Annotated in this window: 20 protein-coding genes and 3 tRNA genes; 20 read left to right on the plus strand and 3 right to left on the minus strand. The window is 64.6% G+C overall.

The annotated features are described in order from the left end of the window. Nucleotides 1-37: 37 nt before the first annotated feature. Both AC1DUN_RS04775 and AC1DUN_RS04780 read right to left on the minus strand, forming a co-directional pair. Nucleotides 38-733, minus strand: a complete 696-nt coding sequence (locus AC1DUN_RS04775; protein ID WP_477712941.1) for a glycine zipper 2TM domain-containing protein — start codon at nucleotides 731-733, stop codon at nucleotides 38-40. Between the two features lie 223 nt (nucleotides 734-956). Next, entirely contained in the window at nucleotides 957-1,301 is a 345-nt protein-coding gene (locus AC1DUN_RS04780) for an ArsC family reductase (RefSeq protein WP_477712942.1), read from the minus strand. Nucleotides 1,302-1,470: 169 nt separating this feature from the next. On the opposite strand from AC1DUN_RS04780, the gene pip reads away from it, so the two are divergent. From pip to AC1DUN_RS04840, 12 genes are all read left to right on the plus strand, one after another. Continuing rightward, the gene (gene pip / locus AC1DUN_RS04785; protein ID WP_477713133.1) at nucleotides 1,471-2,403 is read left to right on the plus strand and encodes a prolyl aminopeptidase; all 933 of its coding nucleotides are present in this window, start codon (nucleotides 1,471-1,473) and stop codon (nucleotides 2,401-2,403) included. Between the two features lie 37 nt (nucleotides 2,404-2,440). Continuing rightward, nucleotides 2,441-3,757 carry a bifunctional tetrahydrofolate synthase/dihydrofolate synthase gene (gene folC / locus AC1DUN_RS04790; RefSeq protein WP_477712943.1) on the plus strand — a complete coding sequence of 439 codons (1,317 nt, stop codon included), beginning with the start codon at nucleotides 2,441-2,443 and terminating at the stop codon, nucleotides 3,755-3,757. Between the two features lie 69 nt (nucleotides 3,758-3,826). Continuing rightward, the gene (locus AC1DUN_RS04795; RefSeq protein ID WP_477712944.1) at nucleotides 3,827-4,633 is read left to right on the plus strand and encodes an SPOR domain-containing protein; all 807 of its coding nucleotides are present in this window, start codon (nucleotides 3,827-3,829) and stop codon (nucleotides 4,631-4,633) included. A gap of 6 nt (nucleotides 4,634-4,639) precedes the next feature. Further along, complete coding sequence (locus AC1DUN_RS04800) at nucleotides 4,640-5,125, plus strand: CvpA family protein (protein WP_477712945.1); 486 nt, start codon at nucleotides 4,640-4,642, stop codon at nucleotides 5,123-5,125. Nucleotides 5,126-5,159: 34 nt separating this feature from the next. Continuing rightward, on the plus strand, nucleotides 5,160-6,680 hold the full coding sequence (gene purF, locus AC1DUN_RS04805) for an amidophosphoribosyltransferase (protein WP_413327776.1): 1,521 nt from the start codon (nucleotides 5,160-5,162) through the stop codon (nucleotides 6,678-6,680). A 2-nt stretch (nucleotides 6,681-6,682) separates the two neighbouring features. Further along, nucleotides 6,683-7,900, plus strand: a complete 1,218-nt coding sequence (locus tag AC1DUN_RS04810) for an O-succinylhomoserine sulfhydrylase (RefSeq protein WP_477660619.1) — start codon at nucleotides 6,683-6,685, stop codon at nucleotides 7,898-7,900. Between the two features lie 8 nt (nucleotides 7,901-7,908). After that, nucleotides 7,909-9,303, plus strand: coding sequence for a glutamate--tRNA ligase (gene gltX / locus AC1DUN_RS04815; RefSeq protein WP_477713134.1), 1,395 nt, complete (start codon nucleotides 7,909-7,911; stop codon nucleotides 9,301-9,303). A gap of 77 nt (nucleotides 9,304-9,380) precedes the next feature. Further along, a tRNA-Ala gene (locus AC1DUN_RS04820) sits at nucleotides 9,381-9,456 on the plus strand. A 79-nt stretch (nucleotides 9,457-9,535) separates the two neighbouring features. Further along, nucleotides 9,536-9,611, plus strand: a tRNA-Glu gene (locus AC1DUN_RS04825). Nucleotides 9,612-9,714: 103 nt separating this feature from the next. Continuing rightward, nucleotides 9,715-9,791, plus strand: a tRNA-Asp gene (locus AC1DUN_RS04830). 509 nt (nucleotides 9,792-10,300) lie between these two features. Further along, complete coding sequence (locus AC1DUN_RS04835) at nucleotides 10,301-11,002, plus strand: hypothetical protein (protein WP_074575688.1); 702 nt, start codon at nucleotides 10,301-10,303, stop codon at nucleotides 11,000-11,002. Nucleotides 11,003-11,118: 116 nt separating this feature from the next. Continuing rightward, nucleotides 11,119-12,198, plus strand: coding sequence for a DUF6531 domain-containing protein (locus tag AC1DUN_RS04840; protein WP_477712946.1), 1,080 nt, complete (start codon nucleotides 11,119-11,121; stop codon nucleotides 12,196-12,198). Nucleotides 12,199-12,343: 145 nt separating this feature from the next. On the opposite strand, the gene AC1DUN_RS04845 is transcribed toward AC1DUN_RS04840, so the two are convergent. Next, nucleotides 12,344-12,736 carry a hypothetical protein gene (locus AC1DUN_RS04845; protein ID WP_477712947.1) on the minus strand — a complete coding sequence of 131 codons (393 nt, stop codon included), beginning with the start codon at nucleotides 12,734-12,736 and terminating at the stop codon, nucleotides 12,344-12,346. 234 nt (nucleotides 12,737-12,970) lie between these two features. On the opposite strand from AC1DUN_RS04845, the gene AC1DUN_RS04850 reads away from it, so the two are divergent. From AC1DUN_RS04850 to AC1DUN_RS04885, 8 genes are all read left to right on the plus strand, one after another. Beyond that, nucleotides 12,971-13,528 carry a sigma-70 family RNA polymerase sigma factor gene (locus tag AC1DUN_RS04850; RefSeq protein WP_477712948.1) on the plus strand — a complete coding sequence of 186 codons (558 nt, stop codon included), beginning with the start codon at nucleotides 12,971-12,973 and terminating at the stop codon, nucleotides 13,526-13,528. Between the two features lie 81 nt (nucleotides 13,529-13,609). Then, complete coding sequence (locus tag AC1DUN_RS04855) at nucleotides 13,610-14,680, plus strand: FecR family protein (protein WP_477712949.1); 1,071 nt, start codon at nucleotides 13,610-13,612, stop codon at nucleotides 14,678-14,680. Nucleotides 14,681-14,804: 124 nt separating this feature from the next. Then, complete coding sequence (locus AC1DUN_RS04860) at nucleotides 14,805-17,213, plus strand: TonB-dependent siderophore receptor (RefSeq protein WP_477712950.1); 2,409 nt, start codon at nucleotides 14,805-14,807, stop codon at nucleotides 17,211-17,213. 105 nt (nucleotides 17,214-17,318) lie between these two features. Beyond that, entirely contained in the window at nucleotides 17,319-18,632 is a 1,314-nt protein-coding gene (locus tag AC1DUN_RS04865) for a lysine N(6)-hydroxylase/L-ornithine N(5)-oxygenase family protein (RefSeq protein WP_477712951.1), read from the plus strand. Between the two features lie 17 nt (nucleotides 18,633-18,649). Next, nucleotides 18,650-19,879 carry an MFS transporter gene (locus AC1DUN_RS04870; protein ID WP_477712952.1) on the plus strand — a complete coding sequence of 410 codons (1,230 nt, stop codon included), beginning with the start codon at nucleotides 18,650-18,652 and terminating at the stop codon, nucleotides 19,877-19,879. After that, nucleotides 19,869-20,474 carry a GNAT family N-acetyltransferase gene (locus tag AC1DUN_RS04875; RefSeq protein ID WP_477712953.1) on the plus strand — a complete coding sequence of 202 codons (606 nt, stop codon included), beginning with the start codon at nucleotides 19,869-19,871 and terminating at the stop codon, nucleotides 20,472-20,474. Before AC1DUN_RS04870 ends, AC1DUN_RS04875 begins: the two co-directional genes overlap by 11 nt. Continuing rightward, nucleotides 20,471-22,354 (plus strand): IucA/IucC family protein, encoded by a 1,884-nt coding sequence (locus AC1DUN_RS04880; protein ID WP_477712954.1) that lies wholly within the window; start codon nucleotides 20,471-20,473, stop codon nucleotides 22,352-22,354. The genes AC1DUN_RS04875 and AC1DUN_RS04880 overlap by 4 nt, the downstream gene beginning before the upstream one ends. After that, the gene (locus AC1DUN_RS04885; RefSeq protein ID WP_477712955.1) at nucleotides 22,351-23,175 is read left to right on the plus strand and encodes a siderophore ferric iron reductase; all 825 of its coding nucleotides are present in this window, start codon (nucleotides 22,351-22,353) and stop codon (nucleotides 23,173-23,175) included. Before AC1DUN_RS04880 ends, AC1DUN_RS04885 begins: the two co-directional genes overlap by 4 nt. The last annotated feature ends 3 nt before the right edge of the window (nucleotides 23,176-23,178 follow it).

Raw genomic sequence — 23,178 nt, forward strand, 5'->3', positions numbered from 1 at the left:
TTTTTGATTCAGCCGGAACCGGCGGCTCTAACGGGTTTTAGCGCCAGTGGTGATGGCCGTAGCCCCGGCTGTAGCCGAAGTTCAGCGACAGGCCTATGGGGGCGTAGTAAGGCGCGTAGTAGGGCCGGGGATAGTAGGCCGGATAGACCACGGGCTGCACATAGGCCGGCTGCACGTAAACAGGTTCCGGCGCCGGCTGCACATAGGCCTGGGGCTGCTGGGGCGCGGACTGGAAGGTTTGCGGCGCGGGCGCCATGGCGCCGACCGGCGTCACCTGCAGGCGCACGTACTGGCCGGGGTCGTTGGCCATCTGGGTGCTGTACTGCGTGCCCTGGTATTCATAGACCACGTTGTAGTGGCTGGGGCGGTTTTCGTAATAGGTCTGCGTCGTGCACTGCTGCATGTTCTGGACCTGGGTGTTGTTGCCCTCGATGCGGTCGCCGATCATGGCGCCGCCGACCAGGCCTATCACCGTGGCCACCGCACGCCCGCCGCCGTTGCCGATGGCATTGCCGGCTGCGCCGCCGGCCAGCGCGCCCATCAAGGCGCCTGCGCCGGAATTGGGGCTTTGCGTGACGACCGGCTGGTTGGTGCACACCTGGCGCGGCACGGCGACCTGCTGCACCACCGGCGTGCTGGAGATCACCCGCGCCAGGATGTCCATGGCGGAGGCGGGCACGGCGGCAAGGCCTGCGGCCGCGGCGATGGTGGAAAGGACGAGTGCTTTTTTCATGGTTTGAACCCCTTTTCAGCAAATCGCTGAAGTTGCGCCGCCGGAGGGTGCTGCCCGTGGTGCGGACGGCGGCTCTGGCAGCTGGAACGATTTTAGTAAGTCAGAGCCGTTTTGGGGCTTGGAGTTCGGTAAATCGGCTGTAAAGCTGTCCGAAGAACGTAAAGCACGCTCAAAGCAGCCCCAGAAACGTGAAAAAACACCTGTTTGTGGGGCATGCAAGGTACTAAACCCGCGCCGCCCAGCCTGCGGCGTCAAAACCGACCGTGATGCCCTTGCCCCAGTCCACCACGGGCCGCTTGATGACGCTGGGGTTGGCCTGCATCAAGGCCTGGGCGCCGGCGCTGTCGGCCGCACCGGCCTGCGCCGCCGCGTCCAGCTTGCGCCAGGTTGTGCCTTTGCGGTTCAGCAGGGTTTCCCAGCCGGCGGCCTGGGCCCAGCGCTTGAGCTGCTCGGGCGGCACGCCTTGTTTTTTGAAATCATGGAACTGGTATTCGACGCCGTTTTCAGCCAGCCAGGTCCTGGCTTTCTTGACCGTGTCGCAATTCGGGATGCCGTAAAGAATGATCATGCAAAGATTCTGGCAGATGTAGAGAAATGGGTGCGCCAGCAGGCCAATTGCAGGGCTGGAATAATCAAACGGCGCCGGGCCATCCGGCAGCCCCTGTTTGCCTCAACCATTTCACGGACCCCCATTCATGACCGCTGCTTCGGCCACGCCCGTTTCGCCTCCCGCCGTGCTGTACCCGCCCATAGAGCCTTTTCGCACCGGCATCCTGGAAACCGGCGATGGCCATTCAATTTACTGGGAGCTGTGCGGCAATCCCAAGGGCAAGCCGGCGGTGTTCCTGCACGGCGGCCCGGGCGCCGGCTGCTCGCCCGAGCACCGCCGCCTGTTCGACCCCGAGCGCTACTGCGTGCTGTTGTTCGACCAGCGCGGCTGCGGCCGCTCGCGCCCCGCCGCCTCGCTAGACAACAACACGACCTGGCACCTGGTGGCCGACATCGAACGGCTGCGCAGCCTGCTGGGCGTGGAGCGCTGGCTGGTGTTCGGCGGCTCCTGGGGCAGCACGCTGGCGCTGGCCTATGCCGAGGCGCACCCGGCCCGGGTGTCGGAACTCATACTGCGCGGCATCTTCGCGCTGCGGCGCGCCGAAGTGCTGTGGTACTACCAGGAGGGCGCCTCCTGGCTGTTTCCCGATCTGTGGGAAGATTTTCTCGCGCCCATCCCCGAGGCCGAGCGCGGCGACCTGATGGCCGCCTACCGCAAACGCCTGGTCGGCAGCGACAGGGCGGCGCAACTGGCGGCCGCCCGCGCCTGGAGCCTCTGGGAGGGCCAGACCATCACGCTGCTGCCGGACCCGGCCTTCACCGCGCTGCACGGCGGCGACGACTTTGCATTGGCTTTTGCGCGCATCGAAAACCATTATTTTGTGCATGCCGGCTGGCTCGAAGAAGGCCAGCTGATACGCGACGCGCACAAGCTGGCCGGCATTCCCGGCGTGATCGTGCAGGGCCGCTACGACGTGGCCACCCCGGCCAAAACCGCCTGGGATTTGCACCGCGCCTGGCCCGAGGCGGATTTCCAACTGGTCGCCGATGCTGGCCATGCTTTTAACGAGCCCGGCATCCTGCAGCGCTTGATCACGGCCACGGATCGCTTCTCTCGCTGAACGGGGGTATTCGAGCTTTGCGACAATGCGGGCCTGTATGGAACAACCGCAACTCACAACACTAGACGACTGGCTGGCCTACTGCGAGCACCTGCACCCCGTGGGCATAGACATGGGCCTGACGCGCATCAGCGCCGTCGCCAAACGCATGGGCCTGGCCTTTGACTGCCCCATCATCACCGTGGCCGGCACCAACGGCAAGGGCTCGACCTGCGCCATGCTCGAAGCCATCCTGCTGCAGGCCGGCTACCGCACCGGCGTCTTCACCTCGCCCCACCTGCTGCATTTTGAAGAGCGTTGCCGTGTGCGCGGCGACATCGTGAATGCGCCCCAGCTGGTGGCCCAGTTCGCGCGCGTCGAGGCGGCCCGCACGCAGGGCGGCGAGGCGATCTCGCTGACCTATTTTGAATTCACTACCCTGGCCATCCTGCAGCTGCTGGCCGACGCGAAGCTCGATGTGGTGGTCCTGGAAGTCGGCCTGGGCGGGCGGCTGGACGCGGTCAACATGCTGGACGCCGATTGCGCGGTGATCACCAGCATAGACCTGGACCACATGGAATACCTGGGCCCCGACCGCGAAAGCATAGGCCGCGAGAAAGCCGGCATCATGCGAGCCGGCAAGCCGGTCATCGTGAGCGACCCGGTGCCGCCGCAAAGCATTGTTGACCACGCCGCCACAGTGGGCGCTGACTTGTGGCGCTTCGGCACCGACTTCAATTTTTCGGGCGACAAGCAGCAATGGGGCTGGGCCGGGCGCGGCCGGCGTTATGCCGGCCTGGCCTACCCGGCGCTGCGCGGTGCCAACCAGCTGGTCAATGCCTCGGGCGTGCTTGCCGCGCTGACGGCCTTGCGCGACCGTCTGCCGGTCACGGCCCAGGCGGTGCGCAACGGCCTGTCCATGGTCGAGCTGCCCGGCCGCTTCCAGATCGTGCCCGGCCAGCCCACGCTGGTGCTGGACGTGGCGCACAACCCGCATTCGGTGGCCGCGCTGGCCGAAAACCTCGACGCCATGGGTTTTTACCCCTGCACCCACGCGGTGTTCGGTGCCATGGCCGACAAGGACCTGGCCCCCATGCTGGCGCGGGTCGCACCGCTGATCGACAAGTGGTATTTCACCGATTTGCCGACGCCGCGGGCCGCCACGGCCGCCGATTTGCAGGCCCGCTGGACGGCCGCCAACACCCGGCCCGATGCCACCGCCGGCAGCTACGCCTCCCCCGAAGCGGCGCTGCAGGCGGCGGTCAAGGCCGCAACCCCCGCTGATAGAATTGTCGTGTTCGGCTCGTTCTACACGGTGGGCGGCATTTTGAAGGACGGCGTGCCGCGTCTTTCGGCCCCGCACCTGGCCCCCTGAAGCGGTTTTTGGAGGGCTTTCAGCCCACGCTCACCGCTAACGTCACCCTTATCGGATTCAAGCCACACCATGCCGTTTTTCAACTTCCGCCGGGGCGGCGCCAACACTGCCCCCAATGCCGGGCCAGCCGCTCAACCGGAAAGCGTGGAAGTGATGCGCAAGCGCGCCAAGCACCGGCTGATTGGCTCGGCCGTGCTGGTGCTCATAGGCGTGGTGGGTTTCCCGCTGCTGTTTGACACCCAGCCCCGGCCGATTCCGGTCGACATCCCCATCGAAATCCCCGGCAAGGGCACGGTCAAGCCGCTGGCCGTGCCGGCTGCGCCCACCGCCGCGGCCCCCGCGCCGGCGGCTGCGCCTGCCCCCACCCCTGCCGCGCCCGCCGAAAAGGTGGCCGCCGCCGCCAGCCTGGCGCCCAAGGAAGAAATCCTGCCGTCCAAGCCGGCCGCCGCCGCGTCCGCACCGGCCGTCGCCAAGCCCGAAACCAAACCTGAGCCCAAACCCGAGGCCAAGCCGGCGCCCAAGCCTGAGCCCAAACCGGCCGCCAAGCCCGAACCCAAGCCCGTCGCCAATGCCGACGCCGCCCGCGCCAGTGCGCTGCTCAACGGCACCACGCCGCCGGCCGCCAAACCGGCCGCTGCCGAGGCCGAAGGCCGGTTCGTGGTCCAGGTGGGCGCGTTCTCCGACGTCACCAAGGCACGCGAAGCACGACTGAAGGTGGAAAAAGCGGGCCTCAAAACCTATACACAAGTGGCTGAAACCAAGGACGGCAAGCGCATAAGGGTCCGTGTGGGCCCATTTGCCACCAAGGCCGAGGCGGAAAAAGCGGCCGGAAAAATCAAGGGCCTTGATTTGCCCGCCGCCATCCTGACCTTGTAATGATCCGTGGCGGCTGTTGACTGGATTTTTGGGGGGGTGCTGGTTTTTTCCATGCTGCTGGGCGCATGGCGCGGTTTGGTGTACGAGGTGTTGTCGGTGCTGGGCTGGGTGGTGTCGTTTTTTGTGGCGCAATGGTTTGCGCCCGACCTGGCCGCCCGGTTGCCCGTGCAGTCGGCCGCCGACCCGGTGCGGTATGCGGCGGCGTTTGTGCTGATCTTCATCGCCGCGGTGTTCGCGGCGGGGCTGCTGGCGTATTTGTTCAAGAAGCTGGTGGCGGCGGTCGGCCTGGCGCCCGTGGACCGCGTGCTGGGCGCCGCGTTCGGCGTGCTGCGCGGCGTGGTGTTGTTGCTGGCCGCGACCGTGGTGATCGACATGACGGCACTGAAAACCAGCGACTGGTGGCGGGAATCGAAAGGCGCGCCGGTGCTGGCGGCCACGCTCAAAGCCTTGAAGCCGGTGTTGCCCGAACAGTTTGCGAAATATTTAACCTAACTTTGAAGAGTCAACTCATCATGATCGGAACACCATGTGCGGGATAGTCGGCGTCGTCAGCAAAGCCCCCGTCAACCAGCTCATCTATGACGGCCTGCTGCTGCTGCAGCACCGCGGCCAGGATGCGGCGGGCATCGTCACGCAGCAGGGGCGCAAGTTCTACATGCACAAGGCCAAGGGCATGGTGCGCGACGTGTTCCGCACCCGCAACATGCGCGCGCTGCCGGGCACGGTGGGCCTGGGCCAGGTGCGCTACCCGACGGCCGGCAACGCCTACAGCGAGGACGAAGCCCAGCCTTTTTATGTCAACGCGCCCTTCGGCCTGGTGCTGTCGCACAACGGCAACCTGACCAACGCGGCTGAGCTCAAGGCCGAGCTCTTCAACACCGACCACCGCCACATCAATACCGACAGCGACTCCGAAGTGCTGCTCAACGTGCTGGCGCACGAGCTCGAAAAAACCACGCGCGGCCTGCCGCTCAAGCCCGTCGACGTGTTCGCCGCGGTGCGCGGCGTGCACAAGCGCGTCAAAGGCTCTTACGCCGTCGTCGCGCTGATCGCCGGCCACGGCCTGCTGGCCTTCCGCGACCCCTTCGGCATTCGCCCGCTGTGCATAGGCCGCGGGCAGAACGAGGGCGGCGACACCGTCATGGTGGCCAGCGAATCGGTGGCGCTGGAAGGCACCTCGCACCAGTTCGAGCGCGACATCGCGCCGGGCGAAGCCGTCTACGTGGACATGGAAGGCGTGGTGCATGCCGAGCAGTGCGCGCCCAATGCCAAGCTCAACCCCTGCATTTTTGAATTCGTCTACCTGGCGCGTCCCGACTCGGTGCTGGACGGCATCTCGGTCTACCAAGCCCGCCTGAACCTGGGCGAAACGCTGGCCAAGCGCGTGGTCTCCACCGTGCCGCCCAGCGAGATCGATGTGATCATCCCGATTCCCGAATCCAGCCGCCCCAGTGCCACGCAGCTGGCGCACCTGCTGGGCATTCCCTACCGCGAAGGCTTCGTCAAGAACCGCTATGTGGGCCGCACCTTCATCATGCCGGGGCAGGGCGTGCGCAAAAAATCCGTGCGCCAGAAGCTCAACGTGATCGCCAGCGAGTTCAAGGGCCGCAACGTGCTGCTGGTCGACGACTCCATCGTGCGCGGCACCACCAGCCGCGAGATCGTGCAGATGGCGCGTGATGCCGGCGCGCGCAAGGTCTACCTGGCCAGCGCCGCGCCGCCCGTGCGTTTTCCCAATGTCTACGGCATCGACATGCCCACGCCGGGCGAGCTGGTGGCCCACGGCCGCAGCATCGAGGAAATCCGTGAGGTCATAGGCTGCGACGCGCTGATCTACCAGGACGTGGACGGCATGAAACGCGCCATAGGCTCGCTCAACGCCAAGCTCGACGGCTTTGACGCCTCCTGCTTCGACGGCGTCTACATCACGGGCGACGTCACGGCCGAAACCATTGCCGCGATGAACTCGCAGCGTGCCGATGCCGCCGCCGAAGAAGGCGACGTCGATGCCTCGCGCCTGGCGCTGCCCAACCCGCAAGAAGCCTGAGCATGACCAGCAAAAGAAAACTGCCCGACAACCTGCACCGCGACACGCTGGCCGTGCGCGTGGCGCTGGAGCCCAGCCAGCACGGCGAAAACTCCGAGGCGCTGTACCTGACCAGCGGCTTTGTGCAGCCCGATGCCGAGACCTCGGCGCGGCGTTTTGCCGACCCGACGGAAGGCTACACCTACGGCCGCACCTCCAACCCCACGGTCACGAGTTTTGAGCGCCGCCTCGCCGCGCTCGAAGGCACGGAAGCGGCCATAGGCGCCTCGACCGGCATGGGTGCCATCCTCATGATGTGCATGGGCCTGCTCAAGGCCGGCGACCACGTGATCTGCTCGCGCTCCATGTTCGGCTCGACCATCGCCCTCATCGGCCGCGAGTTCGGCAAGTTCGGCGTGGAAACCACCTTTGTCTCGCAGACCGACCTCAGCGAGTGGAAGGCCGCCCTGCGACCCGGCACCAAGCTGCTGTTCGCCGAAACGCCGACGAACCCGCTGACCGAAGTCTGCGACATCCGCGCGCTGGCCGACCTGGCGCACAGCGTGGGCGCTTTGCTTGCGGTCGACAACTGCTTTTGCTCGCCGGCCCTGCAACGCCCTGTTGAATTCGGCGCCGACCTGATCATGCATTCCGGCACCAAGTACCTGGACGGCCAGGGCCGCGTGATGGCGGGCGCGCTGTGCGGCCCGTCCAAGCTCATCGTCGACGTGTTCGGCCCGATTGTGCGCACCGCCGGCATGACGCTGGCGCCCTTTAACGCCTGGGTCGTGCTCAAGGGGCTGGAGACGCTGGGCATACGCATGCAGGCCCAGAGCGCCAACGCGCTGGCCGTCGCGCAGTGGCTGGAAACCCAGCCCGCCGTCAAGCGTGTCTATTACCCGGGCCTGGCCTCGCACCCGCAGCACGCGCTGGCCATGCGCCAGCAGTCGGGGCTGGGCGGCGCGGTGCTGTCCTTCGATGTGCGCGGCGACACGCCCGAAGCGGCGCGCGCCAACGCCTTCCAGGTGATCAACAGCACGCAGGTGCTCAGCATCGCCACCAACCTGGGCGACACCAAGACCATCATCAGCCACTCGGCCACCACCTCGCACGGGCGCCTCAGCGAAGAGCAGCGCCAGGCCGCCGGCATAGGCCAGGGCCTGCTGCGCGTGGCCGTCGGGCTGGACCACGTGGACGACATCAAGGCCGACCTTTCCCGCGGCCTGGACCGCATCGCATGACAGTTCAAATGACGCAAAAGACCCGTACCCGCTTCGCCCCTTCCCCGACCGGCTTCATCCACCTCGGCAACATCCGCTCCGCGCTCTACCCGTGGGCTTTTGCCCGCGCCACCGGCGGCGACTTCATCCTGCGCATCGAAGACACCGACGTGGAGCGCTCCAGCCAGCAGGCCGTCGACGTGATCATCGAAGGCATGCGCTGGCTGGGCCTGAACCACGACGAAGGCCCCTTCTTCCAGATGCAGCGCATGGACCGCTACAAGGCCGTGCTCGCGCAGATGCGCGCGGACGGCCTGGTCTACCCCTGCTACATGAGCGTGGCCGAGCTTGACGCCCTGCGCGAAAAGCAGATGGCCGCCAAGGAAAAACCGCGCTACGACGGCACCTGGCGCCCCGCGCCCGGCAAGACCCTGCCGCCCGTGCCCGAAGGCGTGCAGCCGGTGCTGCGCTTCATGAACCCGCAGGGCGGCAGCGTGGTCTGGGACGACAAGGTCAAGGGCCGCATCGAGATCAGCAACGACGAACTCGACGACCTGGTCATCGCGCGCCCCGACGGCACGCCGACCTACAACTTCTGCGTGGTGGTCGACGACATCGACATGGGCATGACCCATGTGATACGCGGTGACGACCACGTCAACAACACGCCGCGCCAGATCAACATCTTCAGGGCCCTGGGCAAAGAGCCGCCGGTCTACGCCCATTTGCCCACCGTGCTCAACGAGCAGGGCGAAAAACTCAGCAAGCGCAACGGCGCCAAGCCGGTCACGCAGTACGCCGCCGAAGGCTATCTGCCCGACGCCATGGTCAACTACCTGGCGCGCCTGGGCTGGAGCCACGGCGACGACGAAATCTTCAGCCGCGAGCAGTTCATCGCCTGGTTCAACCTGGACCACCTGGGCAAGAGCGCCGCGCAGTTCGACGAAGCCAAGCTGCGCTGGGTCAATGCCCAGCACCTCAAGGCCATGGCCGACGACAAGCTCGCCGAAGCGGTCGTGCCCTTTCTCGCGGCGCAAGGCGTCACGGGCCAGGACGCGGCCTGGATCGCGCGCGGCTGCGGCCTGTTCAAGGACCGCTGCAGCACGCTGGTGGAACTGGCCGGCTGGCTGCAGCGCCTGGTCACCGGCGGCCAGCCCGCCGCTGAAGACCTTGCCACGCATGTGACCGAGGCCGTGCGCCCCGCGCTGGCCAAACTCGCCGACGCCCTGGGCAGCGCCGAGTGGAGCAAGCCCGCGATTTCCGCGGCCATCAAGCAGGTGCTGGCCGACACGGGCCTGAAGATGCCGCAGCTCGCCATGCCGGTGCGCGTGCTGGTGCTGGGCACGCCGCAAACCCCTTCGCTGGACGCGATTCTGGAGCTGATGAAACGCGAAGATGTGGTGTCCCGGCTCAAGCTTGTTTGAAGATTTGAAAAAGCCCGAATTTTCGGGCTATAATTCAAGGCTCGACACAATTGCAGGGCAACTTGCAATGGCTTGAAGGGGGTATAGCTCAGCTGGGAGAGCGCTTGCATGGCATGCAAGAGGTCAGCGGTTCGATCCCGCTTACCTCCACCAAAGTTAGTCGCGAAGAATTTGAGAGTTTGTACGGGCCTTGTGTCACAGCAAAAGTCCGTTCCGGAAGTTCCAAGGTTTTGACCCCATCGTCTAGAGGCCTAGGACATCACCCTTTCACGGTGAGTACCGGGGTTCGAATCCCCGTGGGGTCGCCAGCATTCATCACGCCTTGCGCGTGATGCCCAAGGCGCAAGTTGACAACCGCCGTCCCGCAAGGGCAGGCGACTTGGCTCGAAAGAGCGAATGTTGTCACTACCAGGAGTGGTAGTTCAGTTGGTTAGAATACCGGCCTGTCACGCCGGGGGTCGCGGGTTCGAGTCCCGTCCACTCCGCCATTATTAGGTTCAGCAAGGTCCTTCAAGGTCCCCTGAAAATCGAAAAGCCCCTCTGAGAAGGGGCTTTTTCGTTTCTGGACGTCCGCTGCAATCCAGCGAGTTCCGGCCATCTATCGGGATAGAGCGGATCAAGATCTCTCTTGGCTTCTCTCAGCCCCATCGACTACCGAGAGAGCCTTGGACTTAGGTCATAAACCAGTCCAAGTTAATGTCCGCACTCCCTCGGGTCAGACTTCAGCGCAATTCAACAGCCATTCAAAGACGTGGAGTGGTGGGCATCGCAAAAAACTTTGCAGACATGCAATGGCCTGGCAGCCAGCAACTCGGCTGCTACGATCAGGTTTGGTCGCGTTACAATTTGACACAACACGGGATTTCAATCCTAACCCCATCTCTCAGGAGCCGCCGTTACATGCACAAAGCGCGCCGATGTACCAGTGACAAGCGCGCTTCCGTTCTGCCCGGCAGATGAACGACATTCCCCAGCCAACCATCCGGAGATTTTTCCCATGCGCTGCTTCCTCGCCCTGACTACCGCCTGCTTCGCACTGGCCGCCCAGGCCGCACCCGACGTCGCCTACCAGAGCCGGGGGCTCAGTTGGGCGCGGCCCAGCACGGCGAAGCCGATCTACGCGGATGCCAAAGTGAGCTACGCGAACGCCGAAGCGCGGTGCGCGGGACTGGGCCCCGGCTGGCGAATCCCATCCCGGGAGGAAATCCGGGCCAACTGGTTCGTGGGTGAGTCCCTTTCGAATGACTATGCGTTGAAGAAGGCCTTGGACCCCGACAACATCGACTCCCTGCGGGTATGGGCCAGCACCAAAGATCGCTACGAGGATGGGCAGCATTGGGCGGAAGGCCTGAGCTACCGTGACAAGGCCGACCGACCCCAAAGCGTCGATCTGAATCACGTCGTTTGCGTGAATGGCACCTCGCAGACCGCGCAGAAAGCCCCCGCCCCGAATTCCGCAGCGTCGGCCAGCAAGGCCGTGCCGCCCAAGCTGACGCTGCAGGCCAGCGACTACGGCGAGAAGGTGCGCAAGCATGACGAGAAGGTGCAGAAGAGCCTGGCGGCCACCGAGGCGCGCTCGGTGAAGGAGCAGGCGGAGGCGGACAAGAAGTTCGCCGAGGAGCGGCGCGAGGCCAAGGACCGCGCGGCGGCCAGCTACAAACCGTGCCCTGCAGGCATCACCTGCAACACCTCCAAGTAAACGCGGGCCGCGACGGGGCTTTGCACCTGAGGGGTGAGGGCCGTTCTGGCGCGCTGGCGATGCAGTTCGAATATCAACCCATCAAACAATCGATGAACCACCATAGGGGAACACCAATGATCCAGCGGAGCTGGCTTTTTTTCAGCCTGTTGTTTGCATCACTCAACTCTTTTGGGGCCGACTCACCCAAGATCATCGAGGTTCCAGAAAGCGGCTTTTATCTTGTGAAGGGTGTGAACGTTCGCAACGGCAATTTCGCGATCACCTACAAGACCTTCCAGGGCAATAAGGACACTTCCGCTTTCCCCTTTGAGCGCGTCTATAACTCCCAATCTGAATACAAAGGCGCCTATGGCTTGGGCTGGGGAACCCAGATGGACAATGCCATCACCTTTAACGCCGATGGCAGCTTGTGGATCAAAGAAAATGGCACCGGGGCGACCACTCCCTACGCACTTAAAAAAGACAGCGTCGGACAGGCCTATGGCAGCGAGAAGGCCTTGATGGCACGCTATGCGATCGAAGTCGAAAACCAGGCGCGTATCAAGAAGCGCGAAGCTTATTACTCGGCGGTCAAATCGGGTGCGCTACCTGACCGGGGCCCCGTCGAGCTCAAGCTGGAGTCTTTCGAGCCACCTGCTGACGGATCCGTCTTTGCCGCTACAACTGCGTTCAAGGGGGATGTGTGCCGCGAGAGCAGTGAAATTCGCCGCCGGGGAAACAACATGATCCGTGTTTTCTCAGGCCAGTGCCCTATCGCCAGCGAAACCTACACGCTGCAAGGGGCGTTGGTCGGCGTGGAAAGCCGTGAGGGCTTATCCGGAACAACGTTCAGCGTGACCAGGGATTCTCAAAGCAAGCTGGTGACTTCGGCCACGAACAAGAATGGAGAGCTTACGCGCTTCCAATACGACGCCAAGAGTCGCCTGATCAGCCAGGAGTTTGCCTCTGGCGAATCGCAACGATTTGAATACGACAGTCGTGACAACATGACTGCCATCATCTACCTTGATGACAGCAAGCAGACCATGACCTACGATGAGCAGAGTCGGGTAGTTTCTGTCACGCCGCGTAGAGGGCCAAGCGCGCACTTCGAGTATCTGAAGGATCCCTACGACCCGAATATTTCCCTTACCCGCGTGACGATCACGCAAGACGGGAAAAAGGAAGTCGCGGTTTTCAAACTCCTCAATTGAGGCATCCGAAGCGAGAAAGGCCCGGCCTTAAAAAGCCAGGGTTTCAAGGGCCTCGCAACCCGATCGCACCCAGCCGGAACCGCCAGCTTCCACTAACCAATTGCTTTTGTCCGACATTTAACCGGACGCTGCCGGCGCGACATCGTCATTTGTTTTTCTGAAGTGTCTGCGTTGCCTTGAGTTCGGCCATCTCTACCCTGAGTTGGTGCAGTTCCAGCTTCAATTGCTGGGTTTCGTAATATTGCGTACTGTACGGATTCGGGTAGAGCAAAGCGCAGATATACAGGGCGCACACGGCGCTTAGCGCAAGACTGAGAACGATCAATACTTTCCACAAACGCGACATGATTTCCCTTTCAGGAAGAGCTGCTTGACGGCAGCAGATAGCCCAAAGTCGTCGATCCCGCATTGGCCAACAAAGACAAGGGAATGTATCAGGTGAGATGCCATGCAGGATTGCCGGAATCAGCCGTCCACGCCACCCATCCGAAAAGGGCCTGCAAGTTTCTTGCAGGCCCTTTTCCTTTGGATTTTGCATTTGCCTCGCCACGCCGCTGCTTGCCAAAGTTGCTCAAGGCGGCTTGGGGCAATCAATCCAGCAGAACTGGATGCTGGTATCAAAGGTAACGATACCCATCGAAGCGAAGCCCGCGGCCCGCTTCGGTCATAATGAGAATAATTCCCATCTACGGCGCGCGCGCCTGGTCAGCCACCGCCACATCTCGTCTGCCGCTTGGAGGGGTTCGTCTTTTCCCATGGCATTGACCGACCTGTGCTTGAGCGCTATTACCAAGAACTGCTGAACTTCTGTTCCCGCACGCTGCGCAACCGTGATGCCGCGGCCGATATCGTGCAGGAAAGTTATGCGCGCGTGCTGGCGGTGCAGCATTCGGGCCAGGCCGTGCCCGAGCCGCGTGCGCTGCTCTACCGCACGGCGCGCAACCTGCAGGTCGACCAGTACCGCCGCAGCGAAGTGCGCGGCGAGGCGCTGCGCACGGATGCCGAGGCTTCGGCGGCCGAACTCGACAGCCTCGCGGCGCCAGAAGCTTGCGAGCCCGATGCGGCCGCTTCTTCCGCGCAGGGTGTGGATGCCCTGCTGGCCACCATAGACGCCTTGCCTCTGCGCTGCCGCGAGGCTTTTATCCTGCACAAGTTTGACGGCCTGCCGCACTCGGAGGTGGCCGAGCGTATGGGCATCTCGCGAAAAATGGTCGAGCAACACGTCAAGCTGGCCCTGGACGCTTGCAGGCGCTGCCGCGATGCGCTGGACGGAACGCCCGCCTCGGCCCCTCTACCCAAACTCCGAAGAAGAAAACCCGACCACGAATGAGCCCTTGCCAACATTCCTGGTTCCCAGGCCTAGGGTTTTGGCGGGCTCGTGCGTCTACATCCAGGAGCCGATAAGCACGCCATGAACATCCCGCCGCCAGCCCACCCGCCAGCCGCACCGTCCACAGAAAACGACGAAGCGGCGCTGGACTGGTTTGTCCGGCGTACCGGCGGGCTATTCGAAGTGGCGGACGAGGCCGAGTTCCAGATCTGGCTTGCGGCGGATTCCACCCACCGCGCGGCCTTTGCGCGCCACCAGGACGACTGGCGCGCGCTGGATGCCTTGCCGGAGGATGGCCTGCGCACGCTGAGGCAAAACCTCGCCGATGACAAGGCGGCCGCTGCCGCCCATGTGGTGCCACGACCGCGCGCCTGGTGGCGTGAGCTTGCTGCCTGGACGCCGCAGGCCGCGCTGGCCGCCGTGGCGCTCATGGTGTCCTGCGGCGGCTACCTGGCCTGGAACCTCTGGCAGCAGCAAGCCTTGTATACGCAGAGTTTCGCCACCGCGCGCGGCCAGCAGCTCGAGGTGATCCTGCCCGAGGGCAGCCGCCTGCGGCTGGACACGCTGAGCACCGCCGAGGTGGCGATTTACCGCGGGCGCCGCGAGGTCCGCCTGCCGCAGGGCCAGGCCATGTTCCAGGTCGCGGGCGATGCGGGGCGTCCCTTCGACGTGCTGGCCGGCCCCTTGCGCATCACGGTGGTCGGCACGCGTTTTTCGGTGCGCTACACGCCGGGCCTGCCGGGCCGGGCGGGCGTCCAGGTCGCCGTGGAAGAAGGGCGGGTGCGCGTGGCGCAAGCCGGGCGCTCCACCGCGAACGATGCGGCCGTCGAACTCGTCGCCGGCCAGCAAATCGCCAGCGACATGACGGGGCTGCTGGGCGCCGTCTCCGCCGTTCCCGCCGCGGGCATCGCGCCCTGGCGTGAAAGCCGCGTGAGTTTTGACGACACGCCGCTGGCCCAGGCCCTGGCCGAGTTCGAGCGCTACGGCCCGGTGCACCTGAGCGTCACGGATCCGGCCGTCGCCACGCTGCGCGTAACCGGCACCTTCGACCCGCGCCGGCCGGGCAACTTCGCCCGCCTGCTGCCGCAGGTCTTGCCGGTCCGGCTGCGCGAGCAGGGCGGCGAGGCCGAGATCGTCTCCGCCGGCCGTTAAGCGGCCACCTGCCCGGATCATTCCGCGGCGCAAAAAAACTTTGCGCACGACCTGGGGTTTCCCAAAGCCCATGCGTCTACTTGAGAAGGATTCTTATTTACCCCTTCTCCGGAGATTTGCACGCATGCCTCGTTCCCGCTTCCACCTGCCGCCCTTGGCCCTGGCTTTGGCCCTGGCTTTGGCCCTGGGCAGCACGGTGGTTTATTCCCAAGGTTCCCAAGGCGCGGCCGCCCCCCTGCAGATCAGCATGGCGGCACAGCCCCTGGCCCAGGCGCTCAACACCCTGGCGCGGCAGGCCGGGCTGGAACTCATGGTGCAGCCTGCGCTGGTCGCCGGCAAGACGGCGCCCGCGGTGTCCGGCCGGCTGACGCCGCAACAGGCGCTGGACCGCCTGCTGGCCGGCAGCGGCCTGGCGGCGGCCATAGACGGCAATGTGTTTGTCGTGAAGGCGGCCTCGGCCGCCGCGGTGGCGTCCGGCGCGCAGACCCTGCGGGTGGTGACCGTGACGGCCGGCGCCGAACAGGAAACCGCGACCAGCGGCGGCAAGGGTTATGTCGCCAAGCGCAGCGCCGCGGGCTCCAAGACCGACACGCCCATCCTCGAGACGCCGCAGTCCATCTCGGTGATCACCAAGCAGCAGCTCGAAGACCAGAAACCGCGCAGCGTTCCCGAGGCGCTGAACTACTCGCCCGGCGTTTTCACCGGCCTGGTGGGTTCCTCCAACCGCTATGACTATGTGGCCCTGCGCGGCTTCAAGGACAGCAGTGTGGACAGCACCCTGCTCGACGGCCTGCGCATGCTGAGCGACCAGGGCAGCTACACCTCCATGCAGGTTGACCCGTATTTCCTCGAGCGCATCGACGTGGTGCGCGGCCCGGCCTCGGTGCTCTATGGCCGCGCCTCGCCGGGCGGCCTGGTGGCGCTGACCAGCATGACACCGCAGTACCAGCCCTACCGCGAAGTGCAGCTCACCCTGGGCAACCGCAACCGCCGCGAAGCCGCCGTCGACCTTTCCGGCCCCATCGACAAGGACGGCGTGATGGCCTTTCGCCTGACGGCGCTGTCGCGCTCACTCGATTCGCAGTTCAACACGGTCAAGGAAGAGCGCCAGGCGCTGGCCGCGTCCCTGGCGATCAACCCCTCCACCGACACGCGCTTGTTGCTGCAGGCCTACCTGCAGGACGACCCCAATGGCAGCTACCACAGCGGGGTGCCGGCGGACGGCAGCCTCAATGCAAGCCACAACGGCCGATTGATCTCGCGCTATTTCTTTGATGGGGACCCCAGCGTCGAGAAATACCAGCGCAAGCAGAGCTTTCTCGGCTACCAGTTTGAGCATGCCTTTAGTGATAGCTTGAAGTTCCGCCAGAACTTCCGCCACGTGCGGGCCGACACCACGCTGCGCCAGATCTACGGCTACGGCTGGGCCAGCGCCAACGAGCTGACGCGCTACTACTCGGGCGCCAACGAATCCACACGCGGCAATACCATAGACAACCAGCTTGAAGGCCATTTCCAGACGGGCGCCCTCAAACACACCATGCTGGCCGGGCTGGACTACCAGAAGCGCCGCGTCAGCGGCAACTGGGAATCGGGCAGCGCGCTGCCCATCAATGTGTTCGCGCCGAGCTACGGTGCCCCGGGCCTGGCCGGCGTGACCAGCGACCCGATAGACCGCAAGCTGGAGCAGACCGGCCTTTACCTGCAAAACCAGACCGAGCTGGACCGCTGGCGCTTTACCCTGGGCGGCCGCATGGACTGGGCCAAGGCCTCCAACCAGTACGGCACCGGCAACCCGGCGCAGTGGAGTGGCTCCAAGTTCACCAAGCGCGCCGGTGTTGTCTACCTCTTCGACAACGGCGTCGCGCCCTATGTGGGCTATTCCGACGGCTTCAACCCCAGCCTGCGCAACGACAGGCAGGGCAACAACCTGGCGCCCGCCGAGACCAAACAGCTGGAGGTGGGCATCCGCTACCAGCCCAAGGACTCCAACACCTTGCTGTCGGCGGCGGTTTACGAGCTGGCGCAGAAAAATGTCGCCACGCGCCCGGTAGGCGCCACCTACTTCGAGCCCACCGGCAAGGTGCGCTCACGCGGCCTGGAACTGGAGGCCCGCTCGCAGCTGAGCCGCAGCGTGTCTGTGCTTGCGAGCTACACCTACACCGACATGAAGTTCACCGAGTCCTCGGACGGCTTTACCGGCAAAACGCCCTACCAGGCGCCGCGCCACATGGCCGCGCTCTGGGGCGACTGGAACTTCGCGCCGGGCTACACCGCGGGCGCGGGCGTGCGCTATGTGGGATCGAGCTGGGCCGACAACGCCAACAGCCTCAAGGTGCCGCCCTACACCCTGGTGGACCTGATGCTGCGCGTCGACCTGGCCCAGTTAAACCCCTCGTTCAAGGGCGCCAACCTGCGCCTCGCCGTGAACAACCTTTTCGACAAGAGCTATGTGGCCTCCTGCCTGAGCCAGCAGTACTGCTACTGGGGCGACGCGCGCAGCGCCACCGCGACCGTGACTTACCAGTGGTAAAGCACTGTTAGGAAAAAGCGGCCGGTGCAGCAACCGGCCGCGGGAATTCTTTTCGACCAACATGGCGCGCCGCCGGCGTGCCAGTCCATCAGGGAGTTGAGTGTAATGAACAAGAATATCTATGACTTTGTCGCGATAGGGCTGGGGCCTTTCAACCTGAGCCTGGCCTGCCTGGCCGAACCCATCGCCGGCCTGAACGCGGTTTTCCTGGAACGCAACGCGGAGTTCAACTGGCATCCCGGGATGCTGATCGACAACACCACGCTGCAAAACCCCTTCCTGGCCGACCTGGTCAGCCTTGCGGACCCGACGAGCTATTTCAGCTTCCTTAACTACTGCAAGGAAGAGGGGAAGATTTACTCTTACTATTTCCGCGAAAGTTTTTACCTGACGCGCGCCGAGTACAACGCCTACTGCCGCTGGGCCGCGGCGCGGCTGAGCAAGGCGCGCTTCGAATACGAGGTGCAGGAGATCGTGCACGACGCCGAGGCCGGTTGTTATGTGGTCACCGGCGTGCAGGGGCCGCAGCGTGAGCCCTTCATCATGCGCTGCCGCAAGCTGGTGCTGGGCGTGGGTTCCAAGCCCATGTTCCCCCCCTGCTGCGCGCCGGACGGGCATCGCTACCTGCACACCGCCGACTACATCACCAGCAAGGCCGAGCTGCAGACAAAAAGCTCCATCACCATTGTCGGCAGCGGCCAGAGCGCGGCCGAGGTCTACCACGACCTGCTCAAAGAGGCCGACACGCACGGCTACAGCCTGACCTGGATCACCCGCTCCTCGCGCTTCTTCCAGATGGAGACCACCAAGCTCACGCTGGAGATGTTCTCGCCGGACTACATCGACTACTTCTACCACCTCGACGACCGCAAGAAGGAGCGCGTCATCCGCGCGCAGGACAGCCTGTACAAGGGCGTCAACGCCAGCCTGATCAACCAGATCTACGACCTGCTGGACGACAGGCGCAAGCAGGGTCCGCTGCGCACCCACCTGATCACCAACTGCGAGCTGCAGGGTTGCCGTTACGACGAGGCCGAAGGCTGCTACAAGATCGAATTCCGCCAGCTCGACTGCGAGGCGCGTTATGCGCACCGCAGCGAAGGCCTGGTCTTTGCCACCGGCTACCGCGAGAACATTCCGCCCTTTGTCGACGGCATACGCCATCGCCTGCGCTGGGACGAGCAGGGGCGCTACCGGCTGGCGCGCAACTATGCGGCCGACTTCAACGGCAGCGAGATCTTTGTGCAGAACGCCGGCCAGCACACCCACGGCATGACCAACCAGGACCTGGGCATGAGCTGCTACCGCAACTCCTACATCCTGCGCGAGCTCACCGGCGTGGAGCACTACAAGATAGAGCGGCGTGTCGCGATCCAGGATTTCAGCATCCCGTCCACCGCGGACTTTGTCCTGCTCTGAGGCTTGAGGCGCACAGCATGAAGCTCAGATTCCACATCATCACCATGACGGTGCTGGCCGTCATCAGCGACGCCATCCTGATCCCGTTTTACCCGCAGTTCTTCAGCGCGCGTTACGGCATAGACAGCCCCGTGCATGTGGGCGCTTACGTGGCGGCGATTTCCATCGCCGTGATGTGCACGCTGCCCTTCTGGGCGCGCGTGGCGCGCCGCGTCGAGCCTTTGCACCTGCTGGTTTACACACAGTTCGCGGCCGGCACCTTCAGCCTGCTGAGCGACTGGGCGCCCACCGTCGAAATCTACTGGGTGCTGTCGATGCTGATGTTCATGTGCAAAAGCAGCTATTTGCTGATGTATCCCTACATGATGCGGCTGACCCCCAAGGAAGAGCACGCGGCCACCATAGGCATTCTCTCGGTGGTGGTGCACTTCGGCGCCATCTTCGGGGCGGTGGTGGGCGGCTTTGTGCTGCAGACCTGGGGGCCGCGCGCCAGCATTTTTGCCATGGCGGCCGGCGACTACTTCCAGATGGCGGTCTGCTTCTACCTGATACGCAGCGGCAAGATCATCCGCGTCAACAGTGGCGCGCAGGCGCTGGCCGAGGCCAGCGAAGCGCGCCGCGTCGGCCTGCTGGCCCGCCTGCCCATCCTGAAGCTGGCACTGGTGATGCTGATGTTCGACTTCAGCGCCTACCTGATACGCCCCTTCTTCGCGCTGTACTGGCAGAAGATCACCGGCAACGACAGCGAGCTGCTGTCCGGCATGGCCTTTGCCATCCCAGGTGTGGTGGCCATCGCCGCGCTGCGCCTGCATGCCTGGCTGCGCGCGCGCGGCGGCGAGCTGCCCGACCACACGCTGGGCAACCTGCTGCTCGGCGCCGTGGGCCTGCTGCTGCATGCCGCGCCCGACCCCATGCTGGTGGTGCTGGGGCGCGTGCTCTACGGCTGGGCCTTCTTCCAGATCATCGTCAAGCTGGAAGTCAACCTGTTCCGCCTGTCCACGCCGCAGCGCTATGCGCAGGACTACAGCATCACCAACTTCTTCCAGAACATGGGCGTGCTGCTGTCCTCCTTCGCGGCGGGCGCCATCGTCAATCGCTACGGCCTGCATCTGCCCTTTCTGCTGGCGGCCGGCGGCTTTGTGCTCACCGCGCTGCTGGACCGTCTGATCCTTAAAGTGCCCAGCGCCGGGCACCTGGCCGAAGGCGGCAATGCCAACCCCCTGAAGGAGCCCGCCCATGCCAATTGATACGCTGCACCGCCGCGCCGATGCCGAGACCCGGCCTTACCGCGACCAAGCCGGTTTTGTGTTCCACCCGCTGCGCATACCGCAGGACATCCCCACGCTGCACCGCTGGTTTATCCAGGAGCGCGCCGCTTTCTGGCTGATGCAGGACAAGACCGAGGCCGAAGTTCGCGAGGCCTACCAGCGCATGCTGGACTCCGGCACGGCCACGCCCTACATAGGCTGGGAGGGCGGCCGGCCGGCCTTTCTGGCCGAATGCTACGACCCCGCGCAGGATCGCATACAGGCCTTTTACGAAGTGCGGCCCGGCGACCTGGGCATGCACATCTTTATCGCACCGCCCGAGCGGCGCATCGCCGGCTATTCGCGCAGCGTGTTTCATGCGCTGATGCGCTTTATGTTCGCGCACCTGGGCGCGCGGCGCATCGTCGTCGAGCCCGACGCCAGCAATCACAAGGTTCATGCCTTGAACCGGTCGGCGGGCTTTGCCTACGACCGCGATGTGGTCTTCCCCGAGAAGATCGCCAGCCTCGCCTTTTGCACACGGCGGGATTTTGAACAGGCTACGGCCGCCACTCCAGAGGAAGTCCATTTATGAACGTCACCATCGCCCACCAGACCGCGCACGACCCGGCCGGCTTCGCCGCCCACCTGACGCCCGAGGCCTGGGCCCAGGCCAACCGCCTTCTGCTGCGCAAGGCCATTGCCGAATACGCCCATGAGCTCATCGTCGAACCCGAGCAGTTGCGCCCGCGTGAAGGCGGCTTCGCGCTCTACCAGTTGTTCTCGGACGACGGCGCCGCCTGCTACCAGTTCGAGGCGCGCCGCCTGGCGCTGCGCCACTGGTTTATCAAGCCCGAATCCATCCACAAATACCTCCAGGGCGCCGAGCGGCCGCTGGACGCGCTGCAGTTCGTCATCGAATGCCGCCAGCGCCTCGGCATACGCGAAGAGCTGCTGCCGATTTACCTTGACGAGATCAGCAGCACCTTGTTCGGCAGTGCCTACAAGCGCATGAAGGCCGACGCGCCCAGCAGCGCCCAGCTGGCTGACGCCACCGACTTCCAGACGATTGAAGTCGCCATGACCGAAGGCCACCCGGGCTTTGTCGCCAACAATGGCCGGCTTGGTTTTACCGCGGCCGACTACCAGGCTTACGCGCCCGAAGCCGGCTCGCAGATCCGCGTGATCTGGCTGGCCGTGCACAAGGACCATGCGGCTTTTTCCAGCATCTCCACCCTCAGCTATGAACAGCTGCTGGCCGAAGAACTCGGCCAGGAAACCGTGGATGGCTTTACCCGCGAGGTCGCGGCGCTGGGCGTCAACCCGGCCGACTACCACTTCATGCCGGCCCATCCCTGGCAGTGGTTCAACAAGCTGTCCATCGCCTTCGCCGGCTATGTGGCCCAGCGCAAGATCATCTGCCTGGCCTACGGCCGCGACAGCTACATCGCCCAGCAGTCCATACGCACCTTCTTCAACACCAGCGACCGCAGCAAGCGTTATGTCAAGACCTCGCTGTCCATCCTGAACATGGGCTTTATGCGCGGCCTCTCGCCGTATTACATGTCGGGCACGCCGGCCATCAACGAGTTCATCAAGAACCTGGTGGATGGTGATGCCTTCCTGCGCGCCAACGGCTTCACCATCCTGCGCGAAGTCGCGTCCATAGGCTTTCGCAACCACTACTACGAAGCAGCGATACCGGTCGACACGCCGTACAAAAAGATGTTCTCGGCGCTCTGGCGCGAAAGCCCGCTGCCCCTGCTCAAGCCCGGCGAGCGCCTGATGACCATGGCCGCGCTGCTGCACGTCGACAAGGACGGCCATGCCTTGCTGCCCGAGCTGATACGCCGCTCCGGCCTCGCTACCCAAGCCTGGCTCAAGAGCTACCTGAAGGCCTACCTCACGCCGCTGCTGCACTGCTTCTATAAACACGACCTCACTTTTATGCCGCACGGCGAAAACCTGATCCTGGTACTCGACAAGCATGTCCCGGTGCGCGCCATCATGAAGGACATTGCCGAGGAATGCGCCATCCTCAACATCGAGGCCAAGGCCGGGCTGCCCGAACGCGTGGAGCGCCTGGCGGTTGATGTGCCCGACCACTTCAAGCTGCTGGGCATTTTTATCGACGTCTTCGACGGCGTGCTGCGCCACATCAACCAGGTGCTGGTCGAAAACGCCTGCTGCAGCGAAGACGACTTCTGGCGCGCCGTGGCCGACTGCGTTTGCGACTATGAGGAGGCCCATCCCGAGATGGCCGTGAAGTTCGCGCATTACGACATGTTTGTGCCCGAGTTCCTGCATTCCTGCCTGAACCGCCTGCAGCTGGGCAACAACGTGCAGATGGTCAACCTGGCCGATCCCGCGTCCAGCCTCAAGATGGCCGGCAACCTGGCGAACCCGATCGCCGGCATGCGCCGTCGCGCGGCGGCGCGGCCTGTGGCGGAACCGGTGGTGGAAAGCGTCGCATGAGCCTGGACATGCGGCCAGGGGAGCCGGTGCACGAGGGTGCACCGATGCCGGCATGGGCCAACGCGCCCGACGCCGACCTTGCCCGTGTGTTGCAACTGGCCGGGGGTATCGCACCCGCGCTGCGCGGAGAGCAGGGCGGGGCGGCGGCGCCCGGCGCGCTGCGCTATGACGGCTCGGTAGCGGCGGCAGCCCCTTTGCAGGCGCTGTGCCATCACTGGGCGCAGGCCTACCCCGAAGCCGGCGCCCACTATGTGGCGCTGCGCTGCTGGGGGCTGGCGATCTGGCAGCCGGTCTACCTCGGCGTGATCGCCGCCCACCTGGACAGCCATGTGCCTGTGCTTGCCGGCCTCACTCAGCCCTTGGTAGACGGATTCCCCAGCGGTTTCCAATTGCCGGTGCATGTACCCATGAAAGCCGAGTCCTTGCCTTCACGCATGCGGCTGGCGGCAGCCGAGCTGCGCAGTCTCTGCGATGCCACGCGCGCGGCCCTCATGCCGCTGGTGGCCCTGCATGGCCGCGCCGCCGACCGGCTGCAGGCCGAGTGTGTGCTGGGCGCGCTGCTGCTGGTGCATCGCAGCAGCCCCGGTCTTTTTGAGGACGCCAAGGTCGCCGCGCTGGGAGAGGCGTGGCTGGCGCAGCTGGGCATCAGCGGGGGCTGCGGCATGTTTGCCTACCGCGCACGCGACGGGACGCCCGCGCTGGCTCTGGACCGCAAGGTCTGCTGCCACGACTTTCGCCGCCATGACGGCGAGAAATGCAGCACCTGTCCCAAGCTCCCGCTCGACAAGCGCATCGCCCGATTGCAGGCCGATCCTTTGTAGTCC

Source organism: Polaromonas sp. P4_F6 (assembly GCF_056401275.1).

Excerpts from the sequence above, each read along its gene's own strand:
- AC1DUN_RS04775 (WP_477712941.1), bottom strand. The coding sequence starts at position 733 with ATGAAAAAAGCACTCGTCCTTTCCACCATCGCCGCGGCCGCAGGCCTT.
- AC1DUN_RS04845 (WP_477712947.1), bottom strand. The coding sequence starts at position 12,736 with ATGCAAAATCCAAAGGAAAAGGGCCTGCAAGAAACTTGCAGGCCCTTT.
- AC1DUN_RS04835 (WP_074575688.1), top strand. The coding sequence starts at position 10,301 with ATGCGCTGCTTCCTCGCCCTGACTACCGCCTGCTTCGCACTGGCCGCC.
- AC1DUN_RS04885 (WP_477712955.1), top strand. The coding sequence starts at position 22,351 with ATGAGCCTGGACATGCGGCCAGGGGAGCCGGTGCACGAGGGTGCACCG.
- folC (WP_477712943.1), top strand. The coding sequence starts at position 2,441 with ATGGAACAACCGCAACTCACAACACTAGACGACTGGCTGGCCTACTGC.
- AC1DUN_RS04795 (WP_477712944.1), top strand. The coding sequence starts at position 3,827 with ATGCCGTTTTTCAACTTCCGCCGGGGCGGCGCCAACACTGCCCCCAAT.
- AC1DUN_RS04780 (WP_477712942.1), bottom strand. The coding sequence starts at position 1,301 with ATGATCATTCTTTACGGCATCCCGAATTGCGACACGGTCAAGAAAGCC.
- purF (WP_413327776.1), top strand. The coding sequence starts at position 5,160 with ATGTGCGGGATAGTCGGCGTCGTCAGCAAAGCCCCCGTCAACCAGCTC.
- AC1DUN_RS04855 (WP_477712949.1), top strand. The coding sequence starts at position 13,610 with ATGAACATCCCGCCGCCAGCCCACCCGCCAGCCGCACCGTCCACAGAA.
- AC1DUN_RS04860 (WP_477712950.1), top strand. The coding sequence starts at position 14,805 with ATGCCTCGTTCCCGCTTCCACCTGCCGCCCTTGGCCCTGGCTTTGGCC.
- gltX (WP_477713134.1), top strand. The coding sequence starts at position 7,909 with ATGACGCAAAAGACCCGTACCCGCTTCGCCCCTTCCCCGACCGGCTTC.
- AC1DUN_RS04875 (WP_477712953.1), top strand. The coding sequence starts at position 19,869 with ATGCCAATTGATACGCTGCACCGCCGCGCCGATGCCGAGACCCGGCCT.
- AC1DUN_RS04865 (WP_477712951.1), top strand. The coding sequence starts at position 17,319 with ATGAACAAGAATATCTATGACTTTGTCGCGATAGGGCTGGGGCCTTTC.
- AC1DUN_RS04880 (WP_477712954.1), top strand. The coding sequence starts at position 20,471 with ATGAACGTCACCATCGCCCACCAGACCGCGCACGACCCGGCCGGCTTC.
- AC1DUN_RS04870 (WP_477712952.1), top strand. The coding sequence starts at position 18,650 with ATGAAGCTCAGATTCCACATCATCACCATGACGGTGCTGGCCGTCATC.
- AC1DUN_RS04810 (WP_477660619.1), top strand. The coding sequence starts at position 6,683 with ATGACCAGCAAAAGAAAACTGCCCGACAACCTGCACCGCGACACGCTG.
- AC1DUN_RS04840 (WP_477712946.1), top strand. The coding sequence starts at position 11,119 with ATGATCCAGCGGAGCTGGCTTTTTTTCAGCCTGTTGTTTGCATCACTC.